Origin of the sequence: Campylobacter sp. CNRCH_2014_0184h (assembly GCF_025772985.1) — a bacterium.
Taxonomy (GTDB): Bacteria; Campylobacterota; Campylobacteria; order Campylobacterales; family Campylobacteraceae; genus Campylobacter_D.
Map to the genome: position 1 here is coordinate 17,216 of NZ_JAKMTB010000005.1, position 16,692 is coordinate 33,907.

General features: G+C 28.7%; 17 protein-coding genes and 1 tRNA gene. 4 read left to right on the forward strand and 14 right to left on the reverse strand.

The window, feature by feature from the left end:
- Positions 1–77 precede the first annotated feature (77 nt).
- Positions 78–1,100, forward strand: coding sequence for a bifunctional 3,4-dihydroxy-2-butanone 4-phosphate synthase/GTP cyclohydrolase II (locus L8X36_RS05735; RefSeq protein ID WP_263682976.1), 1,023 nt, complete (start codon positions 78–80; stop codon positions 1,098–1,100).
- Here the strand turns inward: L8X36_RS05735 and L8X36_RS05740 are convergent.
- From L8X36_RS05740 to L8X36_RS05760, 5 genes are read right to left on the reverse strand one after another with little or no spacing between them, the layout of a single operon-like run.
- Entirely contained in the window at positions 1,090–2,040 is a 951-nt protein-coding gene (locus L8X36_RS05740) for an SAM-dependent methyltransferase (protein ID WP_318530089.1), read from the reverse strand. The two genes, L8X36_RS05735 and L8X36_RS05740, sit on opposite strands and share 11 nt — an antisense overlap.
- 2 nt (positions 2,041–2,042) lie before the next feature.
- Entirely contained in the window at positions 2,043–2,849 is an 807-nt protein-coding gene (locus tag L8X36_RS05745; protein WP_263682980.1) for a M23 family metallopeptidase, read from the reverse strand.
- Complete coding sequence (gene glyS / locus L8X36_RS05750; protein WP_263682981.1) at positions 2,846–4,840, reverse strand: glycine--tRNA ligase subunit beta; 1,995 nt, start codon at positions 4,838–4,840, stop codon at positions 2,846–2,848. Before glyS ends, L8X36_RS05745 begins: the two co-directional genes overlap by 4 nt.
- Before the next feature lie 34 nt (positions 4,841–4,874).
- Positions 4,875–5,015, reverse strand: coding sequence for a hypothetical protein (locus L8X36_RS05755; RefSeq protein WP_263682983.1), 141 nt, complete (start codon positions 5,013–5,015; stop codon positions 4,875–4,877).
- Positions 5,015–6,457 (reverse strand): alanine/glycine:cation symporter family protein, encoded by a 1,443-nt coding sequence (locus tag L8X36_RS05760; RefSeq protein ID WP_214100050.1) that lies wholly within the window; start codon positions 6,455–6,457, stop codon positions 5,015–5,017. The genes L8X36_RS05755 and L8X36_RS05760 overlap by 1 nt, the downstream gene beginning before the upstream one ends.
- 222 nt (positions 6,458–6,679) lie before the next feature.
- Between L8X36_RS05760 and L8X36_RS05765 the strand changes: the two genes are divergently transcribed.
- On the forward strand, positions 6,680–7,432 hold the full coding sequence (locus L8X36_RS05765; protein WP_263682985.1) for an amino acid ABC transporter permease: 753 nt from the start codon (positions 6,680–6,682) through the stop codon (positions 7,430–7,432).
- Entirely contained in the window at positions 7,425–8,153 is a 729-nt protein-coding gene (locus tag L8X36_RS05770; protein WP_263682987.1) for an amino acid ABC transporter ATP-binding protein, read from the forward strand. Before L8X36_RS05765 ends, L8X36_RS05770 begins: the two co-directional genes overlap by 8 nt.
- On the opposite strand, the gene L8X36_RS05775 is transcribed toward L8X36_RS05770, so the two are convergent.
- The 4 genes from L8X36_RS05775 to L8X36_RS05790 all read right to left on the reverse strand — a co-directional run bounded on the left by L8X36_RS05775 (position 8,150) and on the right by L8X36_RS05790 (position 10,622).
- Positions 8,150–8,617, reverse strand: a complete 468-nt coding sequence (locus L8X36_RS05775) for a tRNA (cytidine(34)-2'-O)-methyltransferase (RefSeq protein ID WP_263678963.1) — start codon at positions 8,615–8,617, stop codon at positions 8,150–8,152. The genes L8X36_RS05770 and L8X36_RS05775 overlap by 4 nt on opposite strands.
- Positions 8,618–8,631: 14 nt before the next feature.
- Positions 8,632–8,708 (reverse strand) — tRNA-Arg (locus L8X36_RS05780).
- Positions 8,709–8,751: 43 nt separating this feature from the next.
- The gene (locus tag L8X36_RS05785) at positions 8,752–9,768 is read right to left on the reverse strand and encodes a sensor histidine kinase (RefSeq protein WP_263682988.1); all 1,017 of its coding nucleotides are present in this window, start codon (positions 9,766–9,768) and stop codon (positions 8,752–8,754) included.
- A 2-nt stretch (positions 9,769–9,770) separates the two neighbouring features.
- On the reverse strand, positions 9,771–10,622 hold the full coding sequence (locus L8X36_RS05790) for a DUF234 domain-containing protein (protein ID WP_263682990.1): 852 nt from the start codon (positions 10,620–10,622) through the stop codon (positions 9,771–9,773).
- 57 nt (positions 10,623–10,679) lie between these two features.
- Between L8X36_RS05790 and L8X36_RS05795 the strand changes: the two genes are divergently transcribed.
- Positions 10,680–11,945: an aminotransferase class V-fold PLP-dependent enzyme gene (locus L8X36_RS05795; protein ID WP_263682992.1), complete on the forward strand. Its 1,266-nt coding sequence runs from the start codon at positions 10,680–10,682 to the stop codon at positions 11,943–11,945.
- On the opposite strand, the gene L8X36_RS05800 is transcribed toward L8X36_RS05795, so the two are convergent.
- From L8X36_RS05800 to L8X36_RS05820, 5 genes are all read right to left on the reverse strand, one after another.
- Positions 11,946–12,704 carry a basic amino acid ABC transporter substrate-binding protein gene (locus tag L8X36_RS05800; RefSeq protein WP_263663955.1) on the reverse strand — a complete coding sequence of 253 codons (759 nt, stop codon included), beginning with the start codon at positions 12,702–12,704 and terminating at the stop codon, positions 11,946–11,948.
- 2 nt (positions 12,705–12,706) lie between these two features.
- On the reverse strand, positions 12,707–13,453 hold the full coding sequence (locus L8X36_RS05805; protein WP_263663956.1) for a transporter substrate-binding domain-containing protein: 747 nt from the start codon (positions 13,451–13,453) through the stop codon (positions 12,707–12,709).
- 170 nt (positions 13,454–13,623) lie between these two features.
- Positions 13,624–14,535 carry an ornithine carbamoyltransferase gene (argF, locus tag L8X36_RS05810; protein WP_263663957.1) on the reverse strand — a complete coding sequence of 304 codons (912 nt, stop codon included), beginning with the start codon at positions 14,533–14,535 and terminating at the stop codon, positions 13,624–13,626.
- Between the two features lie 112 nt (positions 14,536–14,647).
- The gene (ftsW, locus tag L8X36_RS05815; RefSeq protein WP_257397039.1) at positions 14,648–15,811 is read right to left on the reverse strand and encodes a putative lipid II flippase FtsW; all 1,164 of its coding nucleotides are present in this window, start codon (positions 15,809–15,811) and stop codon (positions 14,648–14,650) included.
- A 70-nt stretch (positions 15,812–15,881) separates the two neighbouring features.
- Positions 15,882–16,688, reverse strand: a complete 807-nt coding sequence (locus L8X36_RS05820; protein ID WP_039617961.1) for an adenylosuccinate lyase — start codon at positions 16,686–16,688, stop codon at positions 15,882–15,884.
- Between the last annotated feature and the right edge of the window lie 4 nt (positions 16,689–16,692).

Sequence of the window (16,692 nt, forward strand, 5' to 3'; positions counted from 1 at the left end):
TTATATATTATTTTTTGCATAATGTCAAGAAAAATATTATATAATTTCTTAAAAAAATAGAAAAAAGGAGATTGATAGTGGGATATGTTAGTGTAGAACAAGCTATAAAAGAACTTCAAGATGGCAAAATGCTAGTTATGGTAGATGCAGAAGATAGAGAAAATGAGGGAGATTTGATTTTCCCTGCACAATTTAGCTCACAAGAAAAAGTAAATTTTGCCATTACTCATGCAAGAGGTGTGGTATGTGTAGCATTGAGTGAGAATTTGGCTAAAAAATTTGAACTACCTTTAATGGTGCCTAAAAATACATCAAATCACGAAACAGCTTTTACCATCACTGTCGATGCAAAAAATGCAACAACAGGAGTAAGTGCTTGTGAAAGGGATATGACTATACAAATTTTTGCTGATGATAATGCAAAGGCAAGTGATTTTGTGCGTCCTGGCCATATTAATCCTTTGATAGCAAAAAAAGGTGGGGTTTTAGAAAGAACAGGTCACACAGAAGGCACGGTGGATTTATGTCGCTTGGCAGGATTAAAAGAAGCATGTGTGATATGTGAGATTGTTAAAGATAATGGAGATATGGCCAGAAGAAGTGATTTGCTTGAGTTTTGCAAAAAACACGATATTAATATGATTACTATTTCAGATTTAATCGAGTATCGTTTAAAAAATGAAAGTTTGATTTCTTTAATCAAAGAAGAAGACAGTATTTTAGCGGGTTTTAAAGCTAAAAAAATGACTTTTAAAGATCATAATAAAAACGAACATATAGCTTTTAGTTTTGGTGCTTTGAAAGAATGTGAGAATGTTAAATTTTATCTTAGCGGAAGCGACTTTGAACTTCTAACTTCTAATAAATTTAATGAATTATTAAAACAGATTGAGTTTTTAAGCCAAAAAGGTGGTGTAATCATTTTCATGAAAAATGAAAAACAAGAAAACACACAATATAAAAATTACGGCATAGGAGCGCAAATTTTAAGGTATTTAAAAATTTCAAAAATCAAACTTCTAAGTCAAAATACCGATAAAGAATTTATAGGATTGAAAGGCTTTGGACTTGATATTACAAGTAGTGATTTTAAAGCTTAAATTCTAAAAACTTAAACTTATCACCAAAGTTAAACATCAAATTTTTACTTTGGCTGATAAAGTTTTTATAAATTTGAGAGTTAGTATTTTTAGCGTGCTCGATAATTTCTTCTAAGCCAAAGTCAATTAAAGCTTGATTTTGGTTTTTATATTCTAACACTTCAAAGCCCTCTTCTTTTAAAACTTGTAAAAAATGATCAAAATTTACATTATATGTAATATCGCTTTTAGCAAAAAAATCTTTTAAATTCTCTTCAAAAAGATTATACACTTGGTGATTTTTATACATTCTAATACTAATTTTTTCTTCTTTTTTTGCATAATCAAAACATGCAAAAGTTAATTTTTCACAAGTTTGTTTTAATTTGGATAAAAAAGGTTTATAAGAGATACAAAGCTCACTATTAGTGATAGCATATTTTTCACATTCTTTTAAAAGATCTTCATTTATAGGCTTAAAAACAATATTTAAATCATCATCAACATATGCCATTGTTTTATCTTTTATAAGTTCACATGCAAAACAATCAAATAATTCATTAGCATAAAAAAAGGCATTTTTAAAATGACATTCTTCTAAAGAATTATAAATTTTTACATCCAAATCATACTCATCAAAAAGTTTTTTTTGAACACTTCTTAACTTTTCATGTGGCTCTATAATAAAACATTCAATCTGCTCTAAAACATCAGCTCTAAGAGTGTATAAAGCTTGTATAAAATCAAGCATTAAATGCCCTTCATTTGCCCCTATTTCCACAACTTCAACCGGTAAAGTTAGTTTTTTATCATCTATAAGTTTTAAAAAATGATTAGCTAAGAGTACTCCAAAAAGATTTCCCACACTAACTGCGGTATAAAAATCTCCATTTTTGCCAACACTCACAACTTGGGAGTAATATTTATCAATCCAATTTTGAAAAAATTCACTAAAAGCTATCATTATAAAGCATTAAATTTAGCTATAAAATCAAGCGGATCAACTTGCACACCATTGACTAAAATTCCAAAATGCAAATGTGGCCCTGTAACCCTACCACTAGCTCCACTCAAACCTATAAGCTCGCCTTTTTTTACCTTTTGTCCTACTTTTACATTAAGTTTTGATAGATGATAATACTGAGAATAAATCCCGTATCCATGGTCAATCACCACTGAATTTCCTGCATAGTAACGATCTGAAGCAATCCTTACAATACCATCATTACTTGCATAAATTTTTGTCCCACTTGCTGCTCTAAAATCAGTTCCGCTATGATAACTTTTAAGAGTATCATTAAACAATCTTGCTTTTCCAAAAGCACTTGTAATTTTACTTTCTAAAGGGTATGCAAAATTGCCTTCAAATAAAGCCATATTAGTATAAGTATTATAAACCTTAATAGCTTCTTGATATTCTTTGCTAATGCGATCAAGTGTTTCTTTAAGTGGATTGACCTTAGAAGCACTAACTTTTAAAAATTCTTTTTTATAATTTCCTTCGCTAAATTTTATGTTAATTTCCTCTTTGGAATTATCTTTAAATTCAGCTATTAATTTTCTATCTTTGGGGTTTTTATAAGGCATAGCTACACTAACAATAACTTTATTTTTATACTCAAAAAAAGGAAGTTTTTTAGAATTTGAACTAACTTGTAAAAAATTACTTTTATCAAATTCTAAAAAAACTACATGCCCTTTTACAAGCTCAATCTCTCTAGCTTCTAATGCAAACACCAAAAAACAAAGCAAAAAAAGAATTTTTCTCATATACTAAGCTCTTTAATATCAGCTATTTTTAAAAACTCACGATAAATTGTACACACTAAAGCTTGACGATTATTTTTAATATTTTCATCTTTATCATTAATCATCACTTTATCAAAAAAAGCATCAATTTGCGGTTTGAGCGCAAAAAGGCTTTCTAAAAGCCCTTGGGTATTATTTTCTTTTGTTTTACACTGCATAAAAGCTTGATATAAATCTTTTTCCTCTTGAGTGTTAAACAAATTCTCATTAACTTGAGCTTCACTCAATACTACAATATTTGCCAAACGCTTAAAAGTAGCAAAATTTTGACTAAAATCTGCCTTATTTGCACTTTGAATCAAAGCTTTCATACAAGAATCAATATAAATAACATCATAAGTTTTAGAGCTAAGCACAGCTTTAACAAAAGAAGCATTTACTTCATAAAAAGTATATAAACGCTCTAAGATAAAATCTAATAAAATTTTCAAATCAAAGCTTTTATATTCACTAGCTATTGCTTCTAAAAACATCTTAAGATCAAAATTTTTATTTAAAGCTAGGATAATTTTTAAAACACCATTTGCTGCTCTTCTTAAAGCATAAGGATCTTTTGTGCCACTTGGGATTTTCCCCATTGAAAAAAGCCCCATAAGTGTATCAAATTTATAAGCTAAAGCTACAATAGAGCTAAATTCATTACTTGGCATAGCTGAATTATCGCCATTTGGAAGGTATTGCTCTTTAATCGCCAAAGCAAGCTCATCGCTCATACCCATAGCCTTAGCATAATAAGATCCCATAATACCTTGAAGATCAGTAAATTCATACACCATTTGAGTACTTAGATCAGCTTTTGAGTATTCTATGGCTTTTAAGATTTCATCTTTTTGGGTATTAGCAAAAATCTCACAAAGCTTAACAGCGATTTTTTGTTCTCTAATGATTTTATCTTTTAAGGTTCCAAGTCCTTCAAGATAGATCATTTGGCTTATTTTATCATTATTTAAGCCCTGTGCTAAGTCATTTTTCCAAAAAAACATCGCATCACTTAATCTTGCTCTTAAAACTCTTTCATTTCCATTAATGATTTTAGAATAATCCTCACAAACCGCATTAGAAACTACAATAAAATGATTGCTTAAAGTATTGTTTTTAAATACTGCAAAATAGCGTTGGTTTTCTCTCATGGAAGTGATGATTACCTCACTTGGGATTTCTAAATACTCTTTTTCAAAATGCCCTAATAATGCCTTTGGATACTCTGTAATAGCTACAACCTCAGCTAAAAGCTCATCATCTTCTGCAATAGTAATATCATTTTCTTTTTCAAGCATCTTTAACTGTTCAACGATAAGCTTTTTTCTTTGTTCTTGATCTAAAATAATATAATTTTGCTCTAAAGTTTTAAAATACTCATCAATATTCGCAAAAGCTATCAAATCATAACTAACACTTCTATGTACAAAAGTACTTTTTGCACTTTTAACACCATAGCTTTCAAACTCAATCAACTCATCATTTAATACACAACAAAGCGAGCGAATAGCTCTAATAAATTCAAAACTACCATCGCCCCATCTCATAGTTTTACCAAAGCTCAAGCTTTTTAAGAAAGCTTCAATCATTTGAGCTAAAACTGCTTTACTTTGTAAGCCTTGCACTTGTTTTTGACAATACAAGACTTCTTTACCTTTAATTTCTTTAAATTCAAGCTCTTCTTCTTTTAAACCACTTTTTTCTAAAAAACTAAGCCCTGCTTGAGTAAGCTTTCCATCTTTATAAGCTATCGCCCTAGGTGCGCCTATAAATTCCACAAAAGAATCATCTTGTTTTTCTTTAAAATTTTCATGGATAAAAACCAATCTTCTAGGAGTATAGAAAAATTTAAATTCAGATTCTAAATGATACTCTTGTAAAATCTTCTCCCATTTTTTAGTAATATTTGGAAGTTCTTTTAATAAAGGAATAGCAGGAAGCTCTTCTGTGCCTATTTCTATTAACAATTTCATTTTACACTCTTTTTTAAAAATTTTTTAGTGTATTTTACCTATTTTTTTTAAAATCTTTCTTTGTTTTTAATTTTTCTTCTCTTTGTTTGGCTTTTTCTTGCATTTGGCGGTTAAAGCCAAATACAAGAAAAGCCATAAAAACTATAAACAAAGCAATAATAATATAATCTATCATTAGTCCCAACACTCTGCGTTTTTAATACCAAGCTTTGAAGCACTAAACACTGGATCTCTACCTTGTCTTTTTTGCTCACTAAAGTCTTTTAATACCTTTTTCACTATACCACCAAGCAATAAAATAGAAATGATATTAATCGTAGCCATAAATGCCATAGTAGTATCAGCTAAATCCCATGCAAATTTTAAATCCATATTTGCACCAATAAAGATCATAAGTACAGCGCTTGCTTTAAAAAGATTGATAATAATAGGATTTTGAGTAAGGTATTTAATATTTGCTTGAGCATAATAATAATTTCCTATCAAAGAAGTAATAGCAAATAAAACTATACTAACAGTAGTAAAATGCACACCTAAATTTCCATAATATTCTTTCATAGATTCTTGCACCAAAGGTAGTGCTGTTAAAATAGGCTTACCATCTACGCCGATATTATTTGCATAAGCAAGTGAAAATAACACTAAAAATCCTGAACTTGTACAAATAATCACATCAATTAATACAGAAAATGCTTGAATAACTCCTTGTTTTGCAGGGTGAGTTGTAAGAGCTGAAGCTGCTGCATTTGGCGCTGAGCCCATGCCTGCTTCATTAGAAAATAATCCTCTTTTTATACCTATAACCAAAGCAGAACCTGCAAATCCACCAAAAATAGCTTCAAAATCAAAAGCACTTTTAAAAATCATAGAAAACACTTCAGGAATTTTATCAAAATTCATAAACATTGCTATGATAGATAAACCTACATAAATCATCGCCATAATAGGAACGATAACCGAACTTACTTTACCTATTTTAGTGTGATCGCCAAAAAACATATAAGCAGCAAAAACAGCTAAAATTGCTCCTATTACAATAGGCCACCAACTTTGAGCAAAGCTTACTTCACTAGCATCAACCATGCCTTTATAGTAAAACTCAAATGCTGAAGTCATAGTTTGACTTTGAAGACCATTAAATCCATAAGCATAAGTAATGATTAAAATCACCGCAAAAACAGCTCCAAGCCATTTTAAATTTAAAGCTTTACTAATATAATAAGCAGGACCACCTTTAAAACTTTTACCATCACGGCTTTTGTAAACTTGTGCTAAAGTACTTTCTGCAAAAGCTGAGGCGCCACCAAAAAACGCCATAGCCCACATCCAAAATAAAGCACCTGGTCCACCCAAAACAACTGCTACTGCGATACCTGCGATATTTCCTATACCAACTCTTGAAGCTGTTGAAATCATCAAAGCTTGAAAAGGAGTAATATGGTGTTTTTCATGCTTTTCTTGCTTTTCTGTTAAGATATCAAACACATAAGGAAGCATTCGAAATTGCACAAAACCAGTCAAATAACTATAATAAAACCCCGTGACAATAAGTAAAATTACTAAAATAGAATAATACTGATTATTCACAAAGGCAACAAATTGGGATATTAAATCCATATTTATCTCCTTTTTTATAAATTTTCAAATACAAATTTATCATAAAAAAATGAATTTGTTATAAAAAAATATAATTTTAGGTTAATTTTATTTTATTTTTTATAGCTATGTGAAATTTTAACTCAAAATATTAACAACAACATCACATAAAACACCTTTAAGTAAAAAGAAAACTTAATTTTTATACACTTAGATTTTTAAAAATTTATCAAGGTGTGCAAGTTGAAACAAAATACGATGAAACTTTTTGTATTTTTTGCCATTATTATTTTTTGGGCTTATTTCTCATTTCCTATTGAAATTTTACAAGTCAAAGATCAAAATGGTTTAGCCACAGGTGAATATGCTTATACCATAGAAGCTAAAGCTTATGTTCATAGTTATTTCACAACACTTGGTTTAACAGTGGGTGGGATTTTAATAGGAATAGTGTTTGGTTTTTTTCTAGCATTTTTAAGATTTTTAGAAATCCAAAGTTTAAATTTTATTATAGATGAATACATAGACATCATACGCGGAACCCCACTGCTTTTACAACTTTTGATTTTTTCTGTAGTGATTTTTGCTACTTGGAGTGATAATTTTTATGTAGCTATTATCGCACTTGGACTTAATAGCTCTGCTTATGTAGCTGAAATCGTAAGAAGTGGAATTCAAAGCGTAGACAAAGGACAAATGGAAGCAGCAAGAGCAATGGGACTTAATTATTCTGCTTCTATGAGACTAATCATCTTCCCACAGGCAATTAAAAACATTTTACCTTCTTTAATGAATGAATTTATTTCTTTATTTAAAGAAACTTCAATAGTAGGTTATATTAGTGTTATGGATATTACCATGCAAAGTAAAAGCTTACAAGCAATCTATTACAACCCTAAACCTATTATTTTTACAGGACTTGTATATTATATAAGTGTTAAAATTTTAACACTTATCGCAAGAATTATAGAAGTGAGATTAAATAAACATGATTAAAATAGAAAATTTAATTAAAAAATACGGAGATTTAGAAGTCTTAAAAGATATTAGTGTTGAAGTACGTAAAGGTAATATTATTGCTATTATAGGGCCTAGTGGAGGTGGAAAAAGTACTTTTTTGCGCTGTTTAAATAAACTTGAAACACCAGATAGTGGTAATATTTATATTAATAATGTTAATATACTTGATAAAAAAGCAGATATCAATAAAATTCGTCAAAAAGTAAGCATGGTATTTCAACATTTTAATCTTTTTAATAATAAAAATGTTTTAGAAAATTTATGTCTAGCGCCAGTACAAACAAAAATCATGAGTAAAGACGAAGCAGTAAAAAAAGCACGAGAACTACTCAAAAAAGTTGGCTTAAGTGATAAAGAAAGCTATTTTCCTCACAAACTCTCAGGCGGACAAAAACAGCGTATTGCCATAGCAAGGTCATTAATGATGAATCCTGATGTGATTTTATTTGATGAGCCAACTTCAGCTTTAGATCCTGAAATGATAGGTGAAGTTTTAAATATCATGAAAGAAGTAGCTAAAGAAGGTCTAACCATGCTTGTAGTTACACATGAAATGGGATTTGCAAGAAATGTAGCTAATCGAATTTTCTTTATGGATAAAGGCATTATAGCAGTAGATGAATGTCCTAAAGTAGCTTTTGAAAACCCAAAAAATGAAAGATTGAAAGAATTTTTAAATCAAGTTTTAAATCATTAAAATTTTTCAAAAGAGGCAAAATTTTGCCTCAAAGCTTCATAACTCACTATGCCTACACTCGTAGCTAAATTTAAACTTCTACCACAATCTTTCATCGGTATAGTAATAGCATTTTCCCATTTTTTTTGCATTAAATCCATAGGTAAACCAAAACTTTCACTTCCAAAAAACAAAAAATCGCCTTTTTGATAATTTACGTCAAAATAAGCTTGAGTGGTTTTAGTTGTTGCAAAGAAAAATCTATCTTGAAATTTTTCATATTCTTTTAAAAAATCTTCTAAATTATTCCATAATAAAGGATTTAATTTTTTCCAATAATCAAGCCCCGCTCTTTTAACTGCCTTTTCATCGATACTAAAAAGTGGATTGATAATATGTAAAGTAAATCCCGCATTAAAACACATTCTGCCTATACTTCCTGTATTTTGTGGTATACGAGGCTCAACCAAGACTATATGAAACATCTTTTTCCTTAAAGTGGTGTCCCCAGCAAGGTTTGAACTTGCGGCCTCAGAATTAGGAATTCTGCGCTCTATCCAGCTGAGCTATGAGGACAAATATTTTTTATTATTTTAAGAAAAAATTTATTTTATAGAGCTTAAATTTTAAGCTCTATAAAAAAACATTTTGGATTTTCATCAAAACCTAAAATTCCATTATGTGCATCAATAATTTGTTTTGACAAAGAAAGTCCTAGACCATTGCCTTTTAACTTAGTTGTTTTAAAAGCTTCAAAAACCATTTTTTTATCTTTGATACTTACCCCGTTATCATAAACTTTGATAAAAACTCTATCTTCTTTTTGCTCACATTTAACTTTTATACAACCATCATCATTTTCACTTTCTTCAATAGCATCTATGGCATTATAAAGCAAATTTTGCAAAACCAAAGCAAGCAAAGATTTATCCGCGTTGATTTTTAAATCTAAAAATTCAAATGTAAAATCAATATTAGCTAGATAATTATAAGCTCCAATAGCTTGTTCGCATTCATCTTGTAATTCTTTTAAATTAAATTCATTTAAATTAACATGCACTCCTTTTGTAAAAAGCAAAGTAGAATTTACAATACGCTCCACCCTAGAAATAGCCTTTTGAATTTCTAATACTATATGCTTATTTTTTAACTCGCTTCTTTCAAACAAAGTAGAACTTAACAAAGAAATAGAACCGATAGGATTGCGTATTTCATGTGCTAGGTGTGCTGCTACTGTACCCATACTAGCTAATCTCTCATTCCTTTTTTCATCACTAATATCAGTGGCGCTAACTATAAGTTTATCGGCATGAGAGGTGACTTTTATTAAATAAAATTTATGATCAAACTCAAGCTCATAATGAGTTTTTTCAAGATCAATTTTTTCTAAAAGTTTTGGTTGTTGATTAGCTAAGTTATTTTGAAGTGTTATCTTTTTATTAGTATCTAAAACCCACAAAGCCATTGGTAAAACTTCTATAATATCACTTACCATTTGTCTTAACGCAGTGTAGTTTTCATTAAGTTGCTTATATTCATTTTCTATAACATAGGTTTGCTCTATTAAGGCTTTTAGCCCTTGTTGTAAGTTTTCTTTTTCACTAGAATCTAAACTTTTTAAAATATTCTCATCCACACTTAATCCTTAATTAAAAATTGAAAATCTTCTAAAGTATATAAAAGCAAATTACGCTCCTTATTTAGAATAAGCTCTTTACTAAAGCCACTCTTTGAAAAAAGCACATATAAATTAGGTTGAATTTGCAACTGTTTTGCTTTGTTTTTTAAGGTATTTAAAATATTTTTACATATTTTTCTTTCTTTAAATTTAACCTCACCTAAAACACAAAAATTTTCTTTTTTATAATAAAGATCTATCTCACAATAATAATTCCAAAAACTATACACCTGCTTTACCTTAAGCTTTTTAGCTAAAAATTCTTTACACAAAAGCTCAAAAGTAAAGCTTTGATATTTTTCTAAATTTTCTTGGATTACCTCCATTAGCTCGTTGTATCTTTTCATCGTAATTAAGTTTAAATTAGGATATATAAAATAAAAGAAAAATCTCAATCCTTGATTTTTAAAAACAACCTTATCTTGAATGCTATATGAGCGTAATTCTTTTTTAATCTTTTGTCTTTTATTTTTCACAATAGGCTTTTCTTGACTTTTTTCCAAAGTCAAAATATTTTTTTCTAAAAGTTTATTAACAAGTCCTAGAGCTTGAAAATGCGGAATAGATTTATTGATAGAATAGCGTTTTCTATCATTTTTACTTAAAACGCTCAAAGCCTTCAAAGCATTATCATCTAAATTTAAATAAGATAAAATATCAAAAGCTTTTAAAATAAAAACATTTAAAATATTATCATATAAACTTAATTTCAAATCAAATTCAAATTCATCAAAAATACTATAAAAATCAAAAATATTTTTAAGCTCCAAAGTTTCACAGCGTTTTGAAAAATCACTAAAATTTATAACCACATCCTTATTTTAAATATTTTGTATGATATAATTTTAACAAATTTTTGGGGGATTTTTTTGAATATTGAAACATTAAAACAAGATATTATTTTAAAAAAAGGCATATATTATTTTGATTTTACAGCTAGCGCTTTAGCATTAAAAAGTATAGAAAAAGAAATAAAAAAAATTCTTACAACTTATGCAAATACACATTCAGATAGCTCTTTAAATTCTTTCATCACACAGCAACATTATGAAAATGCAAGAACAAATTTAAAAAAATACCTTGAATTAGATAATAGCTTTGCTCTTATAGCTTGCGGGAGTGGATCTTCAGCTGCTATTAAAAAATTTCAAGAACTTTTAGGTCTATATATACCCCCGCTTATTAAAGAAAAATACTTTAAAAATACAGATAAAAGCACCTTACCTTTAGTTATAGTAGGACCTTATGAACATCACTCTAACGAACTTTCATTCAGAGAAGCTTTGTGTGAATGCGTTCGCATACCCTTAGATAAAAATGGTGAGCTAGATTATGCTTTTTTGGAAAAATTGTTAAAAAAATCCAAAAACAGACAAATCATAGCAAGCTTTAACGCTGCTTCAAATGTCACAGGAATTTTAAGTGATTATAAAAAAATCTACACTCTAATCAAACAATATGATGGCGTAGTCGCCTTTGATATTTCCACCTTAGCTCCTTATGCTAACTTAAATCCTAAATTTTACGATGCAGTGTTTATCAGTTCTCATAAATTACTTGGTGGTGTAGGATCTTGTGGCTTACTTGCTATTAAAAAAAATCTATGTGGTAATACTCCTAGCTTTGCTGCAGGTGGAACCGTAGGCTATGTTTCAAGAACTTCTCAGCAATACTTATGCGAGGTTGAAAATTTAGAAGAAGGTGGCACACCTGGAATTATTCAACTTATTAGAGCAAGTTTAGCTTTTAAAGTACGCAATGAAATAGGTTTAAAAAATATAGAAAAAAAAGAAAAAGAGCTTTGTGGGTATTTTTTAAAACAATGCACAAATTTTCCAAAAATGATCTTATATGCAAAAAATATCACTCATAGATTGCCTATTTTTGCTTTCAACATAGAAGGAATTTCTCCTTTTGATTTAGCTTACAAACTAAGCAAAACTTATAAGATAGAAACAAGAGCAGGCTGTGCTTGCGCAGGACCCTATGGGCATGATTTACTAAAATTAAAAGATAATCAAGAGCTAAAATTTAAACCAGGTTGGCTAAGAGTGGGTTTTCATTATACACACACAAAAGAAGATATAGAGTATTTTTTTAAAGCCTTGAAAGCAAGTATCAAGGCTTTAAGTTGATTATTGCAAATCGTATTTTTCTACGATTTTTTGGTAAGTACCATCAGCTTTAACTTTTTCTAAACCTGCATTAATTTTTTGAACAAGCTCAGTTTGTTTTCCTTTATCAAAAGCTATACAAAACCCTGAACTTCCATCATTTTCTTCTAAAAATGCTTCTAACTCTTCATTAGTTTTTAAATAACCTTTACCGATATCTTTATCTGTTAAAACTGCATCAACTTTACCAGCTTTTAAAGCCAAAATTGCAGCTAACATTTCTTCGCTAGCCACCACTTGAGCATTTGGAATAGCCTTAGCAGCGCTTTCTTGGATGGTTCCAAGTTGAACACCTATTTTTTTACCTTCCAAACTTTGTTTATCACTAATACTAGAATCTGTTTTTAGTTTTAAATATAAATTTTTAGTATTAAAATAAGTATCACTAAAATCCATACTAGTAAGTCTTTGCGGTGTTGAACTCATAGCAGAAGCTATCATATCAATCTTTCCAGCTTTTAAAGCAGGGATCAAACCATCAAAACTCATGTTTACCCACTCAAGTTTTAAATTTTCTCTTTTTGCAATCTCTTCTAGTAAATCAACATCAAATCCGGTAATTTTTGCATCTTTAACAAAATCAAAAGGAGGATAATTTGCAGCTATACCTACTTTATAAACTTTTTCACTAGAAGCACTAGCTTGATTTTTATCGCTTGAGCAAGCACCTAAAGCTAATATACCAAATAACGCTAAAACAACATATAATATTTTTTTCATTTTTAATCCTTTAAATTATATTTAACTAAAAATTTTTCTAAAGTGCCATCTTTTTTCATTTCTTCTAAGTGTTGATTAACTTTAGAAATTAAATCCTTAAATTCATTTTTTCTAAATGCTATACCAAAACCTTCACTTCCATCATCTTCTTCATAAAAAGCAGTTACGTTAGAATACTGTTTTAAAAAATTCATAGCACTTGCTTTATCAGTTACCACAGCATCAATTTTTTGAGCATCTAAGTTTAAAAAACAATTTAGCATACTTTCATTAGCTACTACAACTGCATTTGAGATTTGCTTTGCAGCATTTTCTTGGATAGAACCGAGTAAAACACAAATATTTTTTGATTTTAAATCCTCTTTTTTTGAAAAATTGCTAATTTTATGTTTTAAATATACATTTTTATCTTTAAAATAAGAAATACTAAAATCAACATTTTGTGCTCTTTGAGGAGTAATTCCCATAGAAGAAATAATAAGATCGATTTTCTTACCCATTAAGGCTGGAATAAGAGCATCATAACTCATATTAATAAATTCTATTTTAAAATTAGCTCTTTTTGCTAATTCCTGGATAATATCTACATCAAAACCACTGAGTTTTCCATCTTGCATAAATTCATACGGTGGATAACTTGCTTCTATGCCTACCTTTAAAATCTTATCTTGATTTTCGACTTGTTTTGAACAAGCACTTAAAATCAAAACACCAAATAATATTAAAACAACACATAATATTTTTTTCATTTTATCTCCTAAAGATTAAATTAATAAAAGTTACAATGTGTTTAAACGCCTGTATTTTTTCATTAGCACTCCTTTGTTTTAGTAAATTGTCTAAAATTATAGCAAAAAAATATTTTTTTAATATTTTAATTTCCATAGTTTAATTTTTATTTCATTTCTTTAAAAATAAATTATAATTGTTTTTTTAAAAAACAAAGGAGTGCTTTAACCACATAAAGACGATTTACAGCTTCTTCAAAAATAACTTTAGAATGCTTCTCAAAAATTTCTTCACTAACTTCAAAACCTTTGTATGCAGGTAAACAATGAAGCAAAATAGCGTCTTTATTTGCATATTTCATCGCTTTATTATCAATCATAAAACCATCAAAGTCTTTTATTTTATTTTCTTTTTCAACTTCTTCGCCCATTGAAACCCATGTATCAGTCACAACAACATCTTTGTCTTTCAAAGCTTCAAATTTATTATGAAATAATGAAATTTTTGCACCTGAAATTTCTGATTTTTTTGTAACAAAATTCCAAACTTGTGTGTTTATACTATAATTTTTTGGTATGGCTATACTAATTTCATAACCTAAAATCGCAGAAGCTATCAACCAAGAATTACATACATTATTACTATCTCCTATAAAAGCAATTTTTAAATTGTTATCTTTTTCCTTACCTTGTTCTTTAATAGTTAATAAATCTCCTAAAATCTGCGTTGGATGATAAAGGTCACTTAAACCATTAATAACATGAGCTTTAGAATATCTTGCAAATTCTACTAAACTATCATGATTTTTTACTCTCATCATTATAAAATCCACCATAGAACCAATAACCCTAGCTGTATCTTTAATAGATTCACCTCTACCAAGTTGCAAATCATTACTATTTAAACATATGGCTTTCCCACCAAGTTCTGTAATTGCAAGTTCAAAAGCCATTCTTGTACGCGTAGAATTTTTTTCAAAAATCATTGCCAAGGTTTTGTCTTGCAATAATTTTTTTGGATTTTTTTTCAAATCAGCAGCATGATTAATAATATTTAAAATATTTTCTTTAGTAAAATCCATCAATGTTAAAAAGTGTTTCATTTACATATCCTTATTTTTAATATATCGACAAAAAATAATATAATATAGTTTTATTTATAAAATATTAATAATATTGTATATTATATAAAAACTTTAACAAATAAATACAAATTTATATTTTTACCTTTTTACTAATCATTAAAACATAGCCTATTCCAAGACAAATAGACCACATTGAACTACCTCCATAGCTTAAAAGCGGCACAGCAACACCTTTTAATGGAGTCAAGGAAATAATTCCAAAAGCATTCATAAAAAATGAAAACAATAAAAGCAAAGCTACACCCGAACAAAACAAAAAATGAACTTTATTTTCACAACGCCCTGCTATTCTAAAAATTCGAAGTATTACCATCAAATATATAAAACAAATAATACTTAATCCCAATAATCCTATCTCTTCAGTAATCCCTGATAAGACAAAGTCCGTGTGCACCTCACTTAAAAATCCTAGTTTAAAAGTTCCAAGCCCTAAACCCTCTCCAAAAAATCCACCATGAGCTATAGCATTTAAACTATGTGAAATTTGATAAGGCTCTGAGTTGTGACTTACTCTTAAAACACTTGCTAGCCAATCAGGAAAGAAAGGTAAAAACGCATCTTGGATATTTCCCCACCAAGCAGAAATACGCTGAATTCTTCTTTGATTACTTAAGATTACCAAAACTCCAATCATTCCAACAATAACCACACCAAAAGCAAAAAGTCTTTTACTAGCTCCTGCAAAAAAAGCTAAAGCAAAAACCAAGAAAAAAGAAATAACACTTTGCCCTAAATCATTTTGTGTCATATAAATATAACCAATAACAAAAGCAGCTAAAATAAAATAAGGAATTAAAATTAAAACTTCATGTTTGATTGCTTTTTTGCTATCATCAATCCTTCTTGTATAAGACCAAGCAAGGAAATAAATCAAACCTATTTTAAAAAATTCAACTGGAGAGATAGATAAAGGACCAAGCCTAATCCACCTTTTAGCACCACCTGCTGCAGTAGCAAGAAAGGTAGGCAGAAAAGGTAAAATAAGTATAAATAAAAAAGAGATGAGTAAAACGCTTATCATCAAATAATGCGCCATTTTACTATCAGGATTTAATCTTGAAACAAAATAAATAATAGCTATACCACTAAGCCCAAAAAAAAGCTGTCTGATAAAAAAGTGAAATTCATTATATTCTAAATAAAGAACAGTAAAAGCACTTAAAGAATATGAAAAAAGTATTCCTATAGTTATAAGAATGCAACTTAAAAAAAATAACTTTCTATCAGCAACCAATGTTATTCCCTAAATTTTTATAAAAAATTAATTTTAATAAATTGCAACTTAAAATGATGTTATTTTAGCATCAAGTATTATTTTTATATAAAGATTTTAAGCTCTCATAAGCAAGCTGAATTTTCTCAAATTCTTCACGGCAATAAGCTTGTTCGATCTTACTTTTACCTTGATGGCGATCAGGATGATAAATTTTAACCAAATTAAGATAATTTTGTCTAATAGTAGCAAAATCATCACTAGAATTACATCCTAGTGTTTGAAAATAATTTTCAAAAAGCTTTGCCAGAGCATTAAATTTCCAATTAGTACTAGCTTTGTTTTTCATTTTATTTCTAAATTCTAAAAGCTGAGTTTCATTAATCGTAAAATCAACACAATATTTCAAATGCTCATTCACACTAGCTAAAATTTCTAAAAGATTTAAAGTATTATCATCTTTGTATTCTACTGAAAAAATACAATTTTTTTCATCATACACGCTTTTATGATCTTTAAAATACTGCTCTAAATACACAGCAAATAATTTTTCATTCGAACTTAGTGTGATTAAAATATTCTTTTGCGCAAAGCCTATTTTAGCAAAGATTACAGGCTTTAAAGTATTTGCTTGAGCAAGATTTAATTTAAAGGTTTTATAATGTGCAAAAGCAAGATTATCAATTTGATTTCCAGTATTTTTTTTATATTTGTGGTTAACAAGTTTTAAAAAATATCTTCTTTGAGGAATTTCATTTTCTACAAAAAAAGACAAGGTTTTATTTTTATTACCTATAACTTTGGAAAAATTTTTACGGATAAGATCTTGAAAATATTTAAACATTAAAAAATCATCAGTATTAACACTAACTGATTCTAAAGTTTGCACTACTTGCATAAAA